Annotated in this window: 18 protein-coding genes; all 18 read right to left on the bottom strand. The window is 51.3% G+C overall.

Annotated features, from left to right (window positions below; all coding sequences use genetic code 11):
- Positions 1 to 6: 6 nt before the first annotated feature.
- The gene (gene bchD, locus H1S01_RS06820; protein ID WP_188039332.1) at positions 7 to 2,007 is read right to left on the bottom strand and encodes a magnesium chelatase ATPase subunit D; all 2,001 of its coding nucleotides are present in this window, start codon (positions 2,005 to 2,007) and stop codon (positions 7 to 9) included.
- Positions 2,004 to 3,095 (bottom strand): magnesium chelatase ATPase subunit I, encoded by a 1,092-nt coding sequence (gene bchI / locus H1S01_RS06815; protein WP_188039331.1) that lies wholly within the window; start codon positions 3,093 to 3,095, stop codon positions 2,004 to 2,006. The genes bchD and bchI overlap by 4 nt, the downstream gene beginning before the upstream one ends.
- Positions 3,096 to 3,118: 23 nt before the next feature.
- A complete protein-coding gene (bchB, locus tag H1S01_RS06810; RefSeq protein WP_243237123.1) occupies positions 3,119 to 4,681 on the bottom strand; it encodes a ferredoxin:protochlorophyllide reductase (ATP-dependent) subunit B in 1,563 nt (520 codons plus the stop codon).
- Positions 4,678 to 6,000, bottom strand: coding sequence for a ferredoxin:protochlorophyllide reductase (ATP-dependent) subunit N (gene bchN, locus H1S01_RS06805; protein ID WP_188039329.1), 1,323 nt, complete (start codon positions 5,998 to 6,000; stop codon positions 4,678 to 4,680). Before bchN ends, bchB begins: the two co-directional genes overlap by 4 nt.
- Positions 5,949 to 6,812 carry a ferredoxin:protochlorophyllide reductase (ATP-dependent) iron-sulfur ATP-binding protein gene (bchL, locus tag H1S01_RS06800; RefSeq protein ID WP_188039328.1) on the bottom strand — a complete coding sequence of 288 codons (864 nt, stop codon included), beginning with the start codon at positions 6,810 to 6,812 and terminating at the stop codon, positions 5,949 to 5,951. Before bchL ends, bchN begins: the two co-directional genes overlap by 52 nt.
- Positions 6,809 to 8,509: a magnesium-protoporphyrin IX monomethyl ester anaerobic oxidative cyclase gene (gene bchE, locus H1S01_RS06795; protein ID WP_155475592.1), complete on the bottom strand. Its 1,701-nt coding sequence runs from the start codon at positions 8,507 to 8,509 to the stop codon at positions 6,809 to 6,811. Before bchE ends, bchL begins: the two co-directional genes overlap by 4 nt.
- A 14-nt stretch (positions 8,510 to 8,523) precedes the next feature.
- Entirely contained in the window at positions 8,524 to 9,207 is a 684-nt protein-coding gene (gene bchM / locus H1S01_RS06790) for a magnesium protoporphyrin IX methyltransferase (RefSeq protein ID WP_188039327.1), read from the bottom strand.
- A gap of 144 nt (positions 9,208 to 9,351) precedes the next feature.
- Positions 9,352 to 11,181 (bottom strand): photosystem I psaA/psaB family protein, encoded by a 1,830-nt coding sequence (locus H1S01_RS06785; RefSeq protein ID WP_188039326.1) that lies wholly within the window; start codon positions 11,179 to 11,181, stop codon positions 9,352 to 9,354.
- Positions 11,182 to 11,420: 239 nt separating this feature from the next.
- Positions 11,421 to 12,350 (bottom strand): (bacterio)chlorophyll synthase, encoded by a 930-nt coding sequence (gene bchG, locus H1S01_RS06780; protein WP_188039325.1) that lies wholly within the window; start codon positions 12,348 to 12,350, stop codon positions 11,421 to 11,423.
- Between the two features lie 142 nt (positions 12,351 to 12,492).
- Positions 12,493 to 13,101 carry a bacteriochlorophyll 4-vinyl reductase gene (gene bchJ, locus H1S01_RS06775; protein WP_188039324.1) on the bottom strand — a complete coding sequence of 203 codons (609 nt, stop codon included), beginning with the start codon at positions 13,099 to 13,101 and terminating at the stop codon, positions 12,493 to 12,495.
- Positions 13,102 to 13,224: 123 nt separating this feature from the next.
- Positions 13,225 to 13,710: a TspO/MBR family protein gene (locus H1S01_RS06770; RefSeq protein ID WP_188039323.1), complete on the bottom strand. Its 486-nt coding sequence runs from the start codon at positions 13,708 to 13,710 to the stop codon at positions 13,225 to 13,227.
- Positions 13,711 to 13,840: 130 nt separating this feature from the next.
- The gene (locus tag H1S01_RS06765) at positions 13,841 to 14,098 is read right to left on the bottom strand and encodes a hypothetical protein (RefSeq protein ID WP_188039322.1); all 258 of its coding nucleotides are present in this window, start codon (positions 14,096 to 14,098) and stop codon (positions 13,841 to 13,843) included.
- A 56-nt stretch (positions 14,099 to 14,154) separates the two neighbouring features.
- Positions 14,155 to 14,829 (bottom strand): c-type cytochrome, encoded by a 675-nt coding sequence (locus H1S01_RS06760; protein ID WP_188039321.1) that lies wholly within the window; start codon positions 14,827 to 14,829, stop codon positions 14,155 to 14,157.
- A 55-nt stretch (positions 14,830 to 14,884) separates the two neighbouring features.
- Positions 14,885 to 15,280: a cytochrome b family protein gene (locus H1S01_RS06755; protein WP_188039320.1), complete on the bottom strand. Its 396-nt coding sequence runs from the start codon at positions 15,278 to 15,280 to the stop codon at positions 14,885 to 14,887.
- A 13-nt stretch (positions 15,281 to 15,293) separates the two neighbouring features.
- Positions 15,294 to 15,935, bottom strand: a complete 642-nt coding sequence (locus H1S01_RS06750; RefSeq protein ID WP_155475583.1) for a cytochrome b N-terminal domain-containing protein — start codon at positions 15,933 to 15,935, stop codon at positions 15,294 to 15,296.
- Between the two features lie 3 nt (positions 15,936 to 15,938).
- Entirely contained in the window at positions 15,939 to 16,388 is a 450-nt protein-coding gene (locus tag H1S01_RS06745) for a QcrA and Rieske domain-containing protein (protein WP_188039319.1), read from the bottom strand.
- The gene (locus tag H1S01_RS06740; RefSeq protein WP_155475581.1) at positions 16,388 to 16,606 is read right to left on the bottom strand and encodes a hypothetical protein; all 219 of its coding nucleotides are present in this window, start codon (positions 16,604 to 16,606) and stop codon (positions 16,388 to 16,390) included. Before H1S01_RS06740 ends, H1S01_RS06745 begins: the two co-directional genes overlap by 1 nt.
- Positions 16,607 to 16,997: 391 nt before the next feature.
- Entirely contained in the window at positions 16,998 to 17,438 is a 441-nt protein-coding gene (locus H1S01_RS06735) for a c-type cytochrome (protein WP_188039318.1), read from the bottom strand.
- Positions 17,439 to 17,541 lie beyond the last annotated feature (103 nt).

Genomic DNA, 17,541 nt, shown 5'->3' with positions numbered 1-17,541 from the left:
CCCCCCTTATTTCCGCAGCGCGTGCACGCCGCTCTTCACGGTTTCGGCCAAGGATGCCGCCGTCATCTTGGGTAGATAGTAGTACTGGGCAAAAGCAGCGTCGGCAATTTTTTTGGCAAAACCAGTTGATGTAAACTTGTTGGCCGTATCGATGACCAGCATAGAAAAGCCGTTTTCCGGAACCAGCCGGGAAAGGGCGAGGATTTCTTCATTTAATTGCTCACGGTTCTTAGGTCCCGCTTGCGGATCCATCGGAACGTTCCCGCGGCCGTCTGTGATCAGGGTGATAATTACCTGTCCGACGTCACTACCGATGCTATTGACACCTACTTCGATCGATTGCGCGATAGCGCCGGCAAGAGGCGAGCCGCCGCCGACCGGTACCTGGTCAAAGCGCTTTTTCGCCATTTCCACACTTCGCGTGGGCGGTACGAGCGTCTCTGCCTGTTGGCCACGGAAAATGATCAAAGCGACTTTATCGCGGTTGACATAAGCTTCGTTTAATAATACGGATACGGCACCCTTGGCGCTGCTCATCCGGTTAAAAGCCATACTGCCGCTGGCGTCGACGACAAAGATGATCAAAGCACCTGACTTGCGGACAAACTGCTTCGCCCGGATGTCCGAATTGGTCACAATGACTTGACGATCGCCATACTGCCCCGATTCGCGGCGCTGCTGTTGATAGGGCGCAGCGGCCCGCAATGTGGCATCCACAGCGACACGGCTGTTTTTGCCGGGCGGCGGTAACAGGGCACGAGCGTAACGACCCCGTTCAAGGCTTTTTTGCTTCCCGTGCGCTCCCCCGCGGGCTTGCCGCTGTACCTTGTTTTGCAAGGACAGCAGCTCATCTTCCATCGGCACTTCTTCGGCATCGAAGAAGAATTCCTCGGGTAGTTGCAAGGTCTGCTCGTCTTTCGGAGCTTCGTCGGGTGGCGTCTCCGGATCATCCGGCTTATCCGGCTCTGGTGGCGGCGGGGGCGGAGGTGGCGGTGGAGGCGGCTGCATTTGTTCTTCTTCGTCAGGCAAGTCCACTGTCTGACGTGGTTTGATGACGAACTCGACAGCTACAGCCAAGTCGATCGGCTCCACAGCCGTCCTTCCCTGCCAAGCCGCATGGGCCTTCGCCAAACGCACCGAAAATAGATCAGCCCGGTGACCAGGTACTCCCCGTTTTAAGGACTGTCCAATCAAGTAGAGCGTCTGGGCTTCCGAAATAGTGACTTGCGGAAGGACCGTTCTCGCCTTTGCAATCTTCCGTAAAGTTTGTTCCTGCTCATCGTTATAGAGCTCAAAAAAATCTTCCGGCGCCTCCGAGAAGAGTTCCTGGCGACGCATGATTTCCAGTCTTTGTTCTAAATCTACGATCACACCGCTGCTGACATGCATAGCGATGCGGTCGGCCAAGTGTCCTCTTAGTCCTCCTTCATCGGGGTCATAGGTGCCGATGAGGACGAAGTTCGAGGGGTATTGAACGGAAATCCCTTCCCGCTCCAGCCGGCATGTGCCGCTCATAGCGTCAAAGAGAGAATTGACCAGTCCGTCATCGAGTAAGTTTAACTGATCGATGTAGAGAACACCTCGGTTGGCTTCTCCGAGCAGACCAGGCTGCCAAGCACGGACACCGCCAGCTAAGGACTGTTCTACATCGATGGCACCCAGAAGGCGATCTTCCGTCGCTCCTAGAGGGACTTCAGAAAAGGGAGCATTTCGCCGAACTACCGGCAGCTCTGCTCCGAATAGGTTCGATTCTTCGGTAAACCGTTCGCGGCAGCGATTGCACCAGCTATGCGGTTCTGCGGGATTACAGTGACAAGGGCACCCTTCCAACTGGTCGATGGGAGGCAACAGATGTCTGAGTCCACGGGCCAGGACGGTCTTGCCCGTACCCCGTCGGCCCGCGATGGCTACCCCTTTGAGACCGGGGTCCACCGCGGCGAGGGTCAGCGCCAGTTTTACGGCCTCTTGACCGGTGATGGCCGCCAATGGTAGGGTGTTTACTTTCATGCTCCCGCCTTCTCAGCCCCGAGAATCTCCACGACCTTTTCCTGGACGCGACGTCCGTTGTCCATCGTGGCCAGGGGGTCTTTGCGCAGACGGTGCCGCAAGCCCAGTACTGCGATACGGCGAACGTCTTCGTCGATCACTTCTGTCCGTCCTTCAAAAGCTGCGAGGGCTTTAGCTGCTCGAGCCAAGACCAGTTCGCCGCGGTGCCCATCGATTTCCAGTTCGATGCACAACTGAGCGATCTTTAACAGAACATCATCGCTGATCGTCACATCAGCCAATAATTCTTGCGCTTTGAGTATTTTGGCCTGCAGTTCTTTCTGAGGCGCGTCAAACTTATCAATAAAAATCTCCGGATTATTGTCAAACTCGCTTCGGCTGCGAATGATGTTCACCCGCTTTTGAGCGTCCCGAAGGGTGCGAATTTGAGCATGGAGACCAAAACGATCTAACAACTGCGGACGCAGTTCCCCTTCTTCGGGGTTACCGGATCCGACGAGCACGAACCGGGCTGGGTGGCGGATACTGATCCCTTCCCGTTCCACCACGTTTACACCGGAAGCGGCGCTGTCAAGGAGCACATCGACGAGATGGTCATCAAGCAAGTTAACTTCGTCGACATACAAAAACCCACGGTTCGCCTGGGCCAGCAAGCCTGGTTCAAAGGCTTTAACCCCTTCGGCCAAGGCCTTTTGGATGTCGATGGTACCGCAAACCCGATCTTCCGTCGCCCCCAGAGGAAGGTCGACCACTTTGGTCTTGCGGTATACCGTAGGTAATTCTTCTCCTGCAGCCACCCGTTCTCGGCAGCTCGGGCACATTTCCGTTGTCTTATGGGGATTGCAGCCGAATGTACAATCTGCCACTGAGGGCACTTCCGGAAGCAATTCCGCTAACGCCCGTACGGTCGTCGATTTTCCCGTTCCGCGATCACCCATGATCATGACCCCGCCGATGCGGGGATCGATCACGTTCAGAATCAGGGCCAGCTTCATTTCCTCTTGTCCAATGATGGCCGTAAACGGATAGGTCGGTACCTTGATTTGCTGCCGTTGCCGGTCCCGTTGATTGTTTTGCACTTCCGTCATCGGTTCCTTCCTCCCATTGGCAACTACCGTTCGCCTTGGTTTGACTTACTTTCAAAATAGGCCTTGGCGGCGTAGATCACTTCCAATGTGACTTCGCTGTATCCACGCTCCCGGGCATAGTTCTCTGTATTTCGCTGGACTTTTCCGCGTACAAAGAAGGGTACTTGTTTCAATGCTTTTGTGGCCTCAGCGTCCCACTTCAGCTCGACTTCCCCCGCGGTAGTCTTATCGGGGGCTTTCGGCAAATCACTGGTCACCGCTACTTGTTCTTGAGCAGTTTCTTCTTCCCCCATACCGGGGCTGTCTTCACCGAACATATTTACCAAATGCTCTTCCAGTCCCAGCTTGATGGTCGAATTGATCGTATCGAGCATGCGTGTCATGCCTTGATAGCCCAACACCGGAGCCGGAAAAAGCGGGAAGTTTAAGATATGGGCCGGGCTGCTGATGACGATACAGGGAAAGTTAAACCGTGCCGAGCTGTGCCGCTCCATCTGCGTGCCAAATACAATATCAGGATGGGTGTCCCGGATTTTATGGCTGATCGCCTGAAAATCGTCACAAACGAAGACCTCATCAGCTAAGTCGCCAATGGCTGCTTGAAAAGCCTTCTCCATCGTCTTCATATATGTGCCTGCCCAGACGACTCGGACACCGATCTCCCGGAGCAGGTGAGTCATGCCGACGGCATGACTGTAATCGCCGAAAACGACAGCTCGCTTGCCAAAGAGCGCCGACAAGGAGTCAACAGACTTGGTAAAACGGGCAATCGTACCGGATGGAGCCAAGTTCTGGCGTATGTAAGACTCTACGGGAAGACCGGCACGCTCCCCGATGGCTTTGACAAATTGGCTGGTCAAACGAATGCCAATCGGGGTAGCGACGATATAATCCATGCCGAATTTTTCTTTCAGCAGTTCGCAGGCACTTTGACCGTATTCATGATAAAGGCAAATGTTGAGATGGGCTTTTGTCAATTCCTGAAGAGTCCCTATAGAGGCACCATACGGCAACACAGCATTGACTACAACGCCTAAGCTCTCAAGCATGCTGCGAATTTCCTGCATATCGTGCAATTGATGAAAACCCAAATAAGAGGGACCAATCAGGTTTACGGAAAATTGCTCTGTCTTCGGTTGTTCCGTTGCAAACTCTGCGACAAACTGAGTCAGAAAATCGTCCATAGCGCGATGTTCTAGATCGCGGAAGGCGTTCACGTTTGGAACAATCAGCTTCGCTTTCGTTTGCTTGCCTAAGGTACGGGCCACTGCGAGCAGGTCTTCTTGTAACAGTGTCGACGAGCAAGTCGGTGTAATGACGATGATATCCGGTTGATGCTGGGCATCGACGCGACGAACCGTCTCGACCAAGCGAGCTCTTGATCCCTGTGCCATTTCCCGGCGCCCGATCGTAGACAGGGTAAACGGCGGGATGGTGTGAAACCTCTCGAGCATAGAGTACATCACATTGACATACCCGTCTCCTTGAGGTCCGTGAATCACCGTATGTACCTTTTGCATGCTACCGGCGACACGGGTGATCCCAGACAGCGCGGTGCCTTCATACATCCAGTAGGCTAGTTTCATTCTAGCCACCCCGCTTCCGCCCATCCGTGCTCCATCAGCGCTTGCCGCTTAAGCAACGGTTTGGTAAACAGTTTGATTAAGTCAATTGCATTGACAAAGCCGTGAATCTGGGCAAAGGTGAACTCAATCGACCATGCCGTCGTGAAACCCATCGCTTCGAGAGGGTTACAGATGCCAAGTCCGGCTACGACAAGGTCTGGTTTATATTCTTGCATGCGTTGCAGCTGTTTCGTAAAGTCGGGGCTTTCGACGATGCGGACATCTCGTTCCTGCAGCAGTTCCAATTCTTGTTGCAGATCTTTTGAGTGGATATAAGGGGTGCCCGCCTCTACCACTTGAACGCCACAGGATGTTAAAAACCGTGCCAGCGGCAGCTCCAGCAGGTTGTCCCCCAGGAACATGATCTTCTTGCCTCTTAAGATTTGCAGTTGAGGTTCCAAATCCCGCCAAGCCTGAGCTTCCTTCTCTTTAATTCGGCTCGTAACCAGTCCGAACTCCGAACAGATGGCTTCGAGGAATCGAGCCGTGCCGTCCGGTCCGATCGGAAAGACGGTGGAAAGCACTTTGGCACCCCGTTCGCGGCGTATGGTTGCCAAGGTATCGTTGAGGTACGGTTGTAGCGGTACCACGACAGTCTGTTCGTTGATGACAGGCATTTTACGAATGTCGCCATCAGGGAAAACATCTACCTTCGGCAAACCGAGTTGTTTCAATTCCCATTGGAGTTGTTGTATCGTCGAGTCGGTAACGGCACCGATGAGAACCAGGTTGCGAGCCGGTTCGGCTTTCTCTTTTTCGGTCTCTTTGCCAAAGGAAAACCAGCGAGGCTTTTTCTCTTCCACCGGTTCAACTGCTGGCGCCTCTTTGGGAACAAAGGGAAGCAGCGCATGTAAAACGGCGTCTTCCCCTTGCGTAAAGGAGCGATCGATTCCTGACGTAGCCGCTGGAAGCACAGGGAATCCGAAGCGAGTGCTCAGATCCTTACAGGATACTTCCAGGTCCATCTTTAAGATATCCACACTGCAGGTGCTGAGGACGAAAATGACTTTGGGGTGCCATTCGTCGACCACTTGTTGGACCACCTTGCCCAACTCTTCTGTCGGCGAGGCAGAGACGAGATCCGATTCTTCCAGCACAGCAAATCCGAAACGGGAGTGGGCGTAAACCATGACGTCCAGCGCTGTTTGGATAAAGTGTGCACAGGTATGCGTTCCGACGATTAAGAAAAAGGAGTCTTTAATCTTACGATGCAGCCAAGCGACACTGGCTATTGGGCAGAAGGTGTGGAAGCACCCGTTTTCCCGTTCGACCCTTTCCACGGCACGTCCTCCCCTTTAAAGAGTTCGAACATCTCCCGGGTCCCGACCGCATTCGGGATGACACCGTCCGGTTTGCTCAGGAGATAACGGGCCATTTTCCGAAATTCGGCGGTCATGTCTTGGACCGGTTCGCCCATCTCTTCCAATTCAAATAAGGTGTACCCCTTTACGCGGGACTGGCGAATCTCTTCTTTCCGGGGGACGACGCCCATCAAGGGCGTTTCAATACGCCGGGTAAAGGTCTCCAGCAAATCGACCTGATCGCAACGGTTGCCAATAACTCCGGCCATTTTTACATCGTAACCAGACATGTTTTTTTCAACGACGCTTTCGCAAATCCGGTTTGCGGCGAAGAGCGCATCAAAATCGTTCGAAGATACTACACAGGCAAGGTCGGCATATTGCAGTGGTGTAGCAAAGCCACCGCAAACGACGTCACCGAGTACGTCGAAAAGAATGACATCATACCGGGTCATGACATCCATCTTCTCTAAGAGTTTCACGGTCTCACCGACTACATAGCCGCCGCACCCGCTTCCGGCAGGGGGACCCCCGGTCTCTACCACATCGACGCCGCCATAACCGGTAAAAATCAAGTCGCCTGGCTCAATCGACTCATAGTGATAGTTGAATTTATCGAGGATCTCCACCACCGTCGGGATCATTTTCCCGGCGATGGTGAAGGTGGAGTCGCTTTTGGGGTCGCAACCGATCTGCAGGACCCGTTTGCCTTCTTTAGCGATGGCCACGGCCAAGTTGGATGTCGTCGTGGACTTGCCAACGCCGCCTTTTCCGTAGACCGCGATGATCATATTTTCATCATGCCTCTCGTTGCTGTGTTGTCATCTTGCTGGCTGTCCAGAGACGGTAAGTCCCGCGGGGCGCCGCAAGCGGAGATTTCGAGGTCTTTGGGAGCACCACAGGCAGAGACGTTGTTGAGGCTGACTTGTTTCGGAGCACCGCAGGCGGATATCGTGCCAAAATCCATATCGGCTTTCAAATCGGGACGAGTTGTTTTGAGCTTGGCGATCTCTTCTTTGCTGACGATCTTGCTTTCGTCAAAGCCGAGGTCAACTTCCGTGCTGAGACCTTTTCGCTTGACCCGGCCGATGTCATAGAATCGTTTTGAGGCAGTCATCTTCAAGAAGGCTTTCAAGCAGCCCATCATGTATTTCCGCTTCCAGGGATCCTTGATAAAGGGATAGTCGAGGAAGCTCTTGCGCATATAGAAACGAGCGTAGCTTCTCAAGACCCCTTTGAGTACGTCTTCGCGATCCATGTGGTCTGGCTGCATGATGGGTGTGACAAAGTTGTATTTCGAGTAATCGCGAACTTCAACCTTGTCCCCCAGTTCCTCAAAGAGCTCCGAGAAGGGCCAGGGAGTGTACATGTTCCAGTTGACCATGTCGGCATCCCAGTAGCGGGCCAATTGGAAAGTTTCTTCGATCGTTTCAACAGTTTCATTCTCTAAGCCCATGATAAACTGGGCTTCGGCGACCATACCGTTGGCCTTGATCATATCGATAGCCCGTTTGTTTTCTTCCATCGTCGTTTCTTTACGGAAGCGGTCTAAGTTCATCTGTGTGGCTGCTTCCGTACCAAGGGAGATATGTACGAGTCCAGCTTTCCGGTAGAAAGGTAGTAGGTGAGCATCCCGCAGAATGTCGGTCACGCGGGTGTTGATACCCCAGTGAACGTCCAGTTTCCGGTCGATCAGCTCTTGGCACATGGCGACGAATTTGTCGCGGTTGATGGTCGGTTCTTCATCGGCCAAGATGAAAAAGCCCACTTTATGATCTTTGACGAGAGTTTCAATTTCGTCGACAAACTTTTTCGGGTTCCGTACGCGATAAGTCCGCCAGAACTTCCACTGTGAACAGAAGCGGCAGGTAAAAGGACAACCGCGAGCAAAGTTGGGCACGGCTACGCGCGTGTTTAGAGGAATATATATGTACTTATCCCAATCGAGGATGCTCCAGTCCGGTGTGAGGCTGTCCAAATCTTTAATCGGCGGATGGGCTGGTGTCGCCACCACTTTCCCGTCTTCCAAATAAGCGATCCCCAGGACATCTTTGCGGTCTTTAATGTCTGTTCCAGCGGCGATGACATTCATCAAATTGACGACGATCTCTTCCCCTTCGCCGCGGACAATATAATCGATCCAAGGTGCTTCAGACAGTATTTGACTGTACATGAAGGTCGGGTGAATTCCGCCCAAGACGGTCTTACAGTTAGGGTTGCTTTCTTTAGCAACCCGCAAGGTATCCTGCGCTTTATATATCATAGGCGTAATTGCACTCGCCAGGACTACATCAGGTTGGTTTTTCCTGATGATTTCGGCCAGCACGTCATCTGGAAGATCCTCTGTCATGGCATCGATAAACTTGATGTTGGTGTACCCAGCCGCTTTTAATGTTCCACCAATATACGCTGCCCAGCTCGGCGGCCAATTGCCTGCTATCTCGGCGCCACCACAATGGTAATTCGGTTGGATCATCAGTATGCGCATGTCAAGCCTCCTAGTCATCTCTTCGGCTTAATTTCCAACAGCATTGAGTTATAAATGATGTTGGAAACTAGCTTCTCGCGAGTGATTTCATAGCCCAGTTCATTCAAGATTCTTTCGATTTCCGGCATGGGATGTAAATAGGCGCTAGTGGTCCGTGAACTTCCGGACATCCGCTCCCCAATCATCTTCAGGAAGCGAAACCACGCTGTCGATGGAGCAAAAGAAATGTAAGCTCTTTCTTTTGTTAAGGACAAAAGATGTCCCAACAGCTTAGGCATGTCCGCTAAGGGGTAATGGATTACAACATCCATTGACACGAGTATATCATATTCTCCACAAGCTGAGAGAAGATCGCTCACTTTGAATTCGAGATTATCTCGCCCTTGGTTTCGATTTTGAGCCATTTGAATCATTTTCTGTGATATATCAATCCCTTTGACGATGGCTCCTTGATCGGCAAAGGTTTCAGACAGTAATCCAGCGCCGCAACCGGCATCAAGCAGTCGTTTTCCTTTGATCGGCCCGATCCAATCCAACAGGCAGCGGTGGATGGCTTGTCTTCCTTCAATCAGCTTTTGTTGTGCGAAGTTCTTGCTTTCACCTTTACTGATGGCTGCCCAACGTTGGAAGGCGTCACCGTCAAAATACTGCCGCACTTGTTCTTTTTGCGTCCCATAGGAATTTACTTCGTTTGCCATTGCCTCCACCTCCCAAAAAATATTCTAGAGGAAATATATGCCATATTGGCCTGGATCAGGCCGACTTTTTTCCCTTAGTGAGAATAAAACCCCTGCGCCCCTCTCAGGGCGCAGGGGGTGAGAAGAGCTATGCCATTGATGGCATTACACCATCGCGAGGCACCACATGCAGAGGACGGTCATCTTGAAGAACAGGAAGGTACCGATAGCTTTACCTTCTTTGAGGCTCAGCGCACGATTGTACACTTTACCAGCAAAGCCCAGACCAACTTGTTCGTGAGCCCATTTCAGAACCATAGCGCCCTCGTCGCGGGATCCGCGATATTGGAACAGCATGGAGAAAGTGAAGGCCCAGATGAAGTGAGCGCCCAGCAGGGCTTGAACCAGGTGACCATCGTAGTATTTGAACATACGAGTGGTTTGAGAGATGATGTAGCTGAAGTAACCTTCGGAAGTGAAGTTAGAAACAGCATGCAGGGAGAACCAGGTGGGGTTAGCTTTGAAGAGCTCAGCAGCTTGTTTGTAGACTTCGCTGGAGGTAGCAACGAAGGAACCCATCCAGCAGCCATCCAGGTAGAACCAAGCCGGAGCGATAACTTGGAGGGAGAAGAAGATGGCCAGATAGAACTGGTCAACGAGGGAGATGGAGCAAGTACCGCCGTAAGCAGGTCCTAAGCAGGGGAACTCGCCGTCCCGCTTAGCTTTCATGCCAACTTTGGTGGTCCAGGGAGATACTTTGCTGAAGAACACCATACGCCACAGGGGAACCATGGTGAAGTGCAAGCCACCGGCGATGGCATGGGCAGCGACGAAGTCACTGACGGTGCCATGGGAGCCGAAGATCGCATCATGCAGCGGGGTTCCGATGTTGATGTAGGTCATGTTGGCAAACATGCCAGCCTTGGCCAGGTGATGGAGGTCAGCAATCGTGTTGTGGGTAGCGATACCGTAGGATACGAAGATGGGGAGGAAAGCGCCGAACATGATCAGAGCCAGGAATTTCTTCTGGAAGTCATGGTCGTAGCAGCGCTTCAGCATTTTGAAGTCTTTCAGAGCTTCAGCCAACTTGGGATCATTGGTAGCGCGCAGCATGAAGTGAGCGCCATGGAATACGCCGCCGATCCAGAACATGACACCGAAGACCAGGTGGCCCAGGATGACTTGTTTAATCAGGAAACCAGGGTTTTGAGAAGCGATTTCCCGAATTTCAGGAGCAGCGTAGTTGGACAGAGCATAGTCTTGCATGAAGTAGAAGCTGAGGATAGGCTGATCCGGACGGTTCCAGATGATCATGGCGAACACGACGGTAGCGAAGTGGAACGCCAGAACTTGAGCGGATACGGACAGAACAGCTTCCCAATCTTTTTCAAAGAAAGCAAAGCGCTTCGTGTTGAAGCCAGCGAAATGGTGGAAAACACCACCGAGGAAGAGCAGCGCACCGAAAGCGACATGGTTGCCAGCCAGGGTAGCGCCAGTGATGGGTCCAAACATATCAAAGCTCAGGCCGGTGGGAACGATGCCGCCGTTAGCGCCACGAACACCGATATAAGCCATATGCATGCCCCAGAGAGTAGCTACGAGAGCGAGGAAGTGGAACTGAGCAACGAGGGTCTTACCGAAAGTTACGTTTTTGAGGAATTCATCTTCCCGAGGAGTTTTGATGTGACCAATAATCCAGAAGATAATGGCGGCCAGCAAGTGCAGGCGAGCGACCATCAGAGCGTCGGCGCTACGAGCAGAAGCGTCGAGGCCCAGTTGATACAGACGAGCATAAAAAATCGGAGTGGGAGCGAACAGAACTTGGTCGCTTAACCAGCTCAGGTGGTGAACAAGTACGAAGGAAACAAAACCGGCTACCATGCCCAGGTGGTTGATGTGGGCTTTCAGCACGGCGCCACGGGTGGCAGGAACTTTATCTTTGAACCATTCAAAGACCTGCGCACGCGGGTTGAATGCCGCATCGGCAGTTGCCATAGGTACGACCTCCTTTACCGAATTGTGGTTAGATTCTTTGCAGCCCCGCGTAGTGGTTCCCGGGTCTGGCGTAGTAAAGATTGGTATTATGGCCGTATCCCATGTTTTTGGAACCTTCCGCGGTGCCCGAGTGGACCGCTAAATTGTCCTCCCACCTCCTATCGATTCCCTCAAGGTAACCTTGAGTTATTCCCCCGGCTACGTCCAGTGCTGTGATGTGGACTTCGATGGGTAGAAATTTATCTGAGAATAAACGCCGCAACCATCATGGATAGAATAAAAAAACTGTTGGCTGTTGCGTTATACCAGGGGGCGTTGGCTTTGGGGTCTTGCTTCAATTTCTTTTGAAAAGGTACTTGGGCAAGAAGCAAGCTGACTAACACAATGGAACCTATGTAATCGCCTAGATAAGCGACATAAGCAGCTACCATCAGTTGGGATGCCATGAGCATGCCGAGTGCGATTTTCAATCCGCCTTCAACGCCGTACATGACGACGATGGAACGTAGACCCCATTGCTTGTCGCCTTCGACGCTCTTGAAGTCATTCATGGTCATAAATCCGTGGGATCCGATGGCGTAAACAAAAGCGACTATGGTCTGTTCCGGTGTTAAGCTGTTAAAAGCTAAGAGGCCTGCAATCCATGGAAGGGTGACGTATGTAAGCGCACAAGCCGCATTTCCGATCCAGCCGTTCTGCTTAAAGCGCAGCGGCGGCATGCTGTATCCGACAGCGATGAGTAGACCGGCAACGACCAGATAGAATATCTCAATTCGAAAGGCTACATAAGCGACAGCCATCGCTGCCAAGGACAGGACAGCCACGTTTGTGAGCGCTAGCTTTTTGAACAGTTTCGGATATTTAGCACAGGGGCGGTCAGGCTCATTGATTGCATCTACATCGGCATCGTAGTAATCGTTGATGGATTGTCCCATCCCGAGTACTAGCGGCCCGATAAGGAACATCAATAAGGCACCGTATAGGATTGTCCAAAGGCTTAAATGGGCTTCCGACGCACCGGCGATACCGCATCCAACAGACCAGACAGGGCCGATCCATGTCAGTGGTTTCGTGAGTTTAAGTCGTACCCGCCATATGGTAGCCGAATCAGGAATGGTAGCGTTTGCGTCAAGAGTCGCTGGACTCTCTCGATTGATGTTAACACTCATTTCGGCACCCACTCTTCTGTTATTGCTGAGGGAGCCCCACCGCATCTCAGCCATAGTACCGGAGCGGGTTAACTACGATTTTAGGGGGCTTCCTGTGGTTCCTTTAATATGTATTTGTCTTGGTCAACGTTTATGCCAATCTTTATTTAGGAAATTCAATTCGATAGGTGCATGTCTTTGCCCCTAAGGCGATGCACTCTGTTTCCCGAACTTGCGCTCTGGAAACTACCAATGTCTGAATCAGCTTTTCAAAGGTTCCCTCGTAGAAACTGCATATCGGTTGTGACGAGTGCAATCCCCGGCAGGATAAGCAATTTTCGATATAAATCTTTTTCTCATTTTCACTATCGTAAGAGAATTTACCAGTGCCGACGAAGGTCCAGGCGTTCTTACTGATCGCCGAGAGCAAGATTCGCAATCCCTGTTGCGCCGGCATAACCTTTAACAACCATTGGATAGGACCTGGAATCCGATGTTTCAAGAGGTACTTGGCCGTCAATTCTCCGGAACGGCGAAGTATGGTTTTGGTTTCTGTATGCCCTATCGATGAAGCTAACATATGTACGAGTGAAATGAATTCCTTCTCATCGACCATTTCGCTGGGAAGGTTATCTATCAAATACCCTTTGCCGCCTTGACGGAGAATGTCGTCCGCTTTTTCGTCTCCGTACTTTTCTTTTAATGCGGCAACTGTCTGAATAATCGAATTTGGACCAATTTTACCATAATTTACATCGCCGATGTCGCTCACCCTCTGCTGGTGGAGCTGCCCGTTTTCCTCAGTTGGTTGAATTATACTGCATAATCCACCGTCGATCAACTCTTTGCATTGGCAAACTCCCCAAAAATCTTATACTTAGCTTATTCAAGAGGCTTACGGGTTCATTTGCCAAATATAATAGTTCAATATCGCTTCGTAACAAACCCGTAAAAAATAGGGCATCATCAAGACAGCCGCCAATTCAGACTGCCTATAAAAAGCGATTACAGTCGCTAAAATTACTGTTGCCAGTAAAATAATCTCGAAAAAAGCGTAAAAGGGAGCTTGTAACTCGAAAAAAATCCATGACCATAAGACATTTAATAATAATTGCGCTGAAAACAAGGATAAGGCGACTTTTACTTCGCCTTGTTCAAGGTTTTTTCGCCACACCAGATACAGGGCGATTCCCATGAGCGTATATAGTACTATCCAGACGGGATAAAAGGCGTCATTCGTCGGGTTGAATGCAGGTTTGGCCAGTTGGGCATACCATATGATATTGGCCGGAAAAATGGTGAACTTAGCGCCAATTAAACTCGCTACCTGGCAGATGATGATGCTCGCGATGAGTTTGAGGACATTGATTGCTACGTTCATTTTTGACCCCCATCGCTCCATCCTCGTCCCCGCCCCGCAACTCCGGTAGCGCTCTATGACGAGATAAGAGCTTTATAAAATCTCTACTGCACTATGTATCCCAAATTCGTCCTAACCGAAGATGCTCACATTATTCAAGCCATTTGACATTCCTTTTGACACGACCCGTTTTTTTATCATGGCGATAGACGAATCGCAAGAGGCCATATCCGCCAATGCCCAAGCCTACAGGACCGATGATCGCCTGGGATATACCGACAGGTTCTCCGTCGATCCACTTACGGACGATCGTCATCGTCAAGTCCAGAAAAAACGTCGCCATTAAAGAAAAAAATATGAGGAAGACCAAATGCCGCCATTGCCATAGTAGCGCTACGATCTTCCTCATGATTCATTCCTCCAGTAAGTCTTTCGTTGATGCTGCTTCTGTAGGTATAAAGGGGTTTATTTTGCGGCTTTTTCTTCAGCCTTTTTCTTTTCCGCGTTTTCCTGAGCCACGTCTAAAGGAATCTGTTTGCTGCGCAGGAACGAAATCGTATTGCGCAGTTCCTGCGTATCGGGATAGGCCGGCATTGAGGTGCCAGGGCGACCCGTTGTCACAGACTTGAGAATAAACTCATCTGTAGCCGCATTGAGGAAGCCAGGATCGGTGATGGAAGAGCCAATACCACCTTCACCGTTCGGTCCGTGACAGGCGGCGCAGACTTGTTTGTAATAGGCCTCACCTTTGACGGGATCGCCGACGATCCGCTCATTTTTCAGCTCTTGCGGCTGAATGTCGGGACGCCAGCTGCGAATGTTTTTGATGATCAGCTGAGCCTTCTCATCAGGGATCTTCGTATGGTCAAAAGCAGTCATGTTTTGGTTAAACCGTCCAGCACGCATGCTTTTGAGGATATAGTCGTCGCTGGCAATCTTCAGGAAGCCTTCATTGTTCAATGTGGCTGCCTTGACGCCTTTGACACCTTTACCGTCCTCACCGTGACAGGAGGCACAGTTTGTCTTATATAATTCGTGGCCGCGAACGAGTTCTCCTTTGGCTTGCAGGCTCGGGGCCAACAAAATTCCAACCAGGAGTACAGCTGTCCCGCCAAACATAATCAGTTTACGGGTTCCCAATTCGTCTCCCCCTTGTCCTCAAAGTCTCGTAAGACTGTCCGTCATCGACAGACGCTTAGCCGCCGATTTGGATCGTTGCGCCATAGTAGGTCAGGGCGGCAACAACGAGCATCATAGCGGTGAACACGCCTACCGCGATAGGGCGTTTCGCCGGACGACGTTCTTTACCCCGTTCGAGCCAAGGAACGGCGAAAAGGGCGCCAACTATCACACCTGGAATCAGAATCCCCATGAGCTTGTTCGGTACCATTTCCAAAATGACATAGGCCCAGAGGTAATACCATTCCGGCTTTAAGCCGATCGGTGTCACCAGTTTATCGGCAGGTTCCATCATCTCTTTTGGCAAGACGCCGGCGAGGATGAACAAGACGCCGATGAAAATCATCGCAATAGCAGCTTCGGTGGTGATATGCACCGGCATGAAGGGTATTGTAAACCGCTTCTTTTCCACAGGATCAACCTCCTTACATGGGGTCGGATATGCCCTGAACCCGAATCATGATAAAGTGAGCAACCAGGAAGCCGATCGTTACGAGCGGCAGAATCATCACGTGCAATACATAGAACCGGCTGAGCATTTCTGCGGTTACCTTGATGCCGCCCTGCATCATGATCTTCATAGTCGCGCCGACAACCGGCAAGGAACCGGCCGTTTCAGCACCGATGACCGATGCCCAGTAGGATAGTTGTTCATAAGGGAGCAGGTATCCGGTGAAGGCCAGACCGAGGCTTAACACGAGCAGGAAGCAACCGGCAAGCCAGTTCAGTTCCCGCGGCTTTTTGAAGGAACCTGTGTAGTAAACGCGCAGCATGTGCAGGAAAACCAGCAAGATCATCAGGTTGGCCGCCCAGTGGTGCAAGGAACGAATGGTGGCGCCGAAACGCACTTCGTTGGTGATCATCTGCACACTGGCAAAGGCCGCTTCCGGAGTGGGCTTGTAGTATAATGCCAAGAACAAGCCGGTTACACACTGGACGAGAAAAGCGAGTAACGTGAGTCCACCGAGACAATAAAAGATGTTCAGCGTATGAGAGGGGACCGGGTGCTCAGCGATATCTTCCGCCACTTTCCCGATACCGGGCAAGCGTTCTTCCAACCAATTCATCTCTTACGCAACCCCCTCTTTAACGATGACATCGCCGTTTTCTACGGCTACTTGCAGTCGGACGAGTGGTTTCGGCGGCGGTCCGCCTACGTTATTGCCTTCCGGATCGAACTGACCACCGTGGCAGGGACAAACGAGTTTCTTGCCTTCCAGGCTGCCTTTCGGAACGTCGACAGTACAACCTAAATGAGTGCACTTGAGCTTGTAGGCGATTACTTCACCTTTGCTGGTTTTGATAGCCATACAAGGAACATCGTTGTAATCAAAGTGAAGCGCTTCCATCGGTTTCAAATCGGCCAGCTTGGCGATTTTCTTCGGTGATGGCGGCTGAAGCAGTCTATCGGGAGGATAAACAAATCCGCCAACAGCCGCTAAAGGCGCTGTGAGAACGGCCAATGTTGGAATCGCAATGACACCGCCCAGGAACTTCCTTCTGGATACGTTCTGATCCATTAGTCTTTGACCTCCTTATACCCTGTTCCATCCCATATGGCTACCCGGAAAGAATACAGGGCTACGCCAAAATCGATGAACAGGAACCCTATGTAAATCGCCGCCCCGTTAAAGTCTCCGTCAGCCAACTTTTTGAAGGCTACGGCGACCAACGCCAGGGCAATCAGGGTTAGTACAATTAGGTTGAGCATACCTGCCTTATAGTCCGGCGCTTTCATGACTACCCCCCCTTATAAATTAAAGTGACTCAGGCCATAGCGCTTAGATTAGGAAACGATTCTGAAATCTCACCGTAGCGGCACCCCTATGAATGCTCCTCCGATGTGTCATCTCATCGTTCCCTACCCCCTTCATCGCGCCACGTCGAAGTCACAAAATATACATGCTGTTTCTGGAGCCGGGACAAATGCACTGTATTATTCCAAAATGGCATAACAGGATGCTTGGCAACCAAAGCTTCGTTTTCCTGCTATGGTATAATAACACGTTCTTTTATCCTTGCATAGATCCTATACAAATGTACTACGTATTATGTTCAAGTGCATAAAAAAGAGCCCCGTAGGGAGCTCTTTCTCGCTATGTACGTCCTCTGATTCGAGGAAGTCACGCTTACTTCTGGGAAGCCAGGAACTTAGCTACTTCTTTCTTCTCGTCGTCGCTCAGAGCGGCAGCGGGAGGCATGGTAGCTTGCAGACCTTCACCAGTGGGGTTAGCCAAGATCTTAGCGATTTTGTCAGCGTCATACTTGGCGCCAACTTTCTCGAGATCCGGACCGATAGCTGCAGTTCCTTCGGTACCAATCTTATGGCAGGAATTGCAAGCACCTTTACCGTTGAAGAGTTCTTTGCCTTTGCCAGCATCGGCAGTTTTGGTTTCGGTTTTAGCTTCAGCCTTAGGAGCCGGAGCAGGAGCTTGTTCGGCTTTGGGTGCAGAAGTCTCCACTTTCTTCTCAGGAGCAGCAGGAGCTTGGCTGCCACCGTTGCATGCGGTCAGCGTCACGAGGGACAGACCCAGAACCGCAGCAACACCGATGAGTTTGAAATTTTTCATCTCTTCACTTCACCTCCAAATAAATTAAAGAACCGGACTTAAAGATTAAATGATTATTACATGACCAGCCGCACCGGATGTGATGCTTCCAGTCAAAGCTCAC

The sequence above is a fragment of the Heliobacterium chlorum genome (assembly GCF_014502795.1).
In the GTDB taxonomy this organism is placed as follows: Bacteria; Bacillota; Desulfitobacteriia; order Heliobacteriales; family Heliobacteriaceae; genus Heliobacterium; species Heliobacterium chlorum.
Note: the sequence above shows the minus strand (reverse complement) of the source record. Positions and strands in the feature narration are given on the sequence as shown.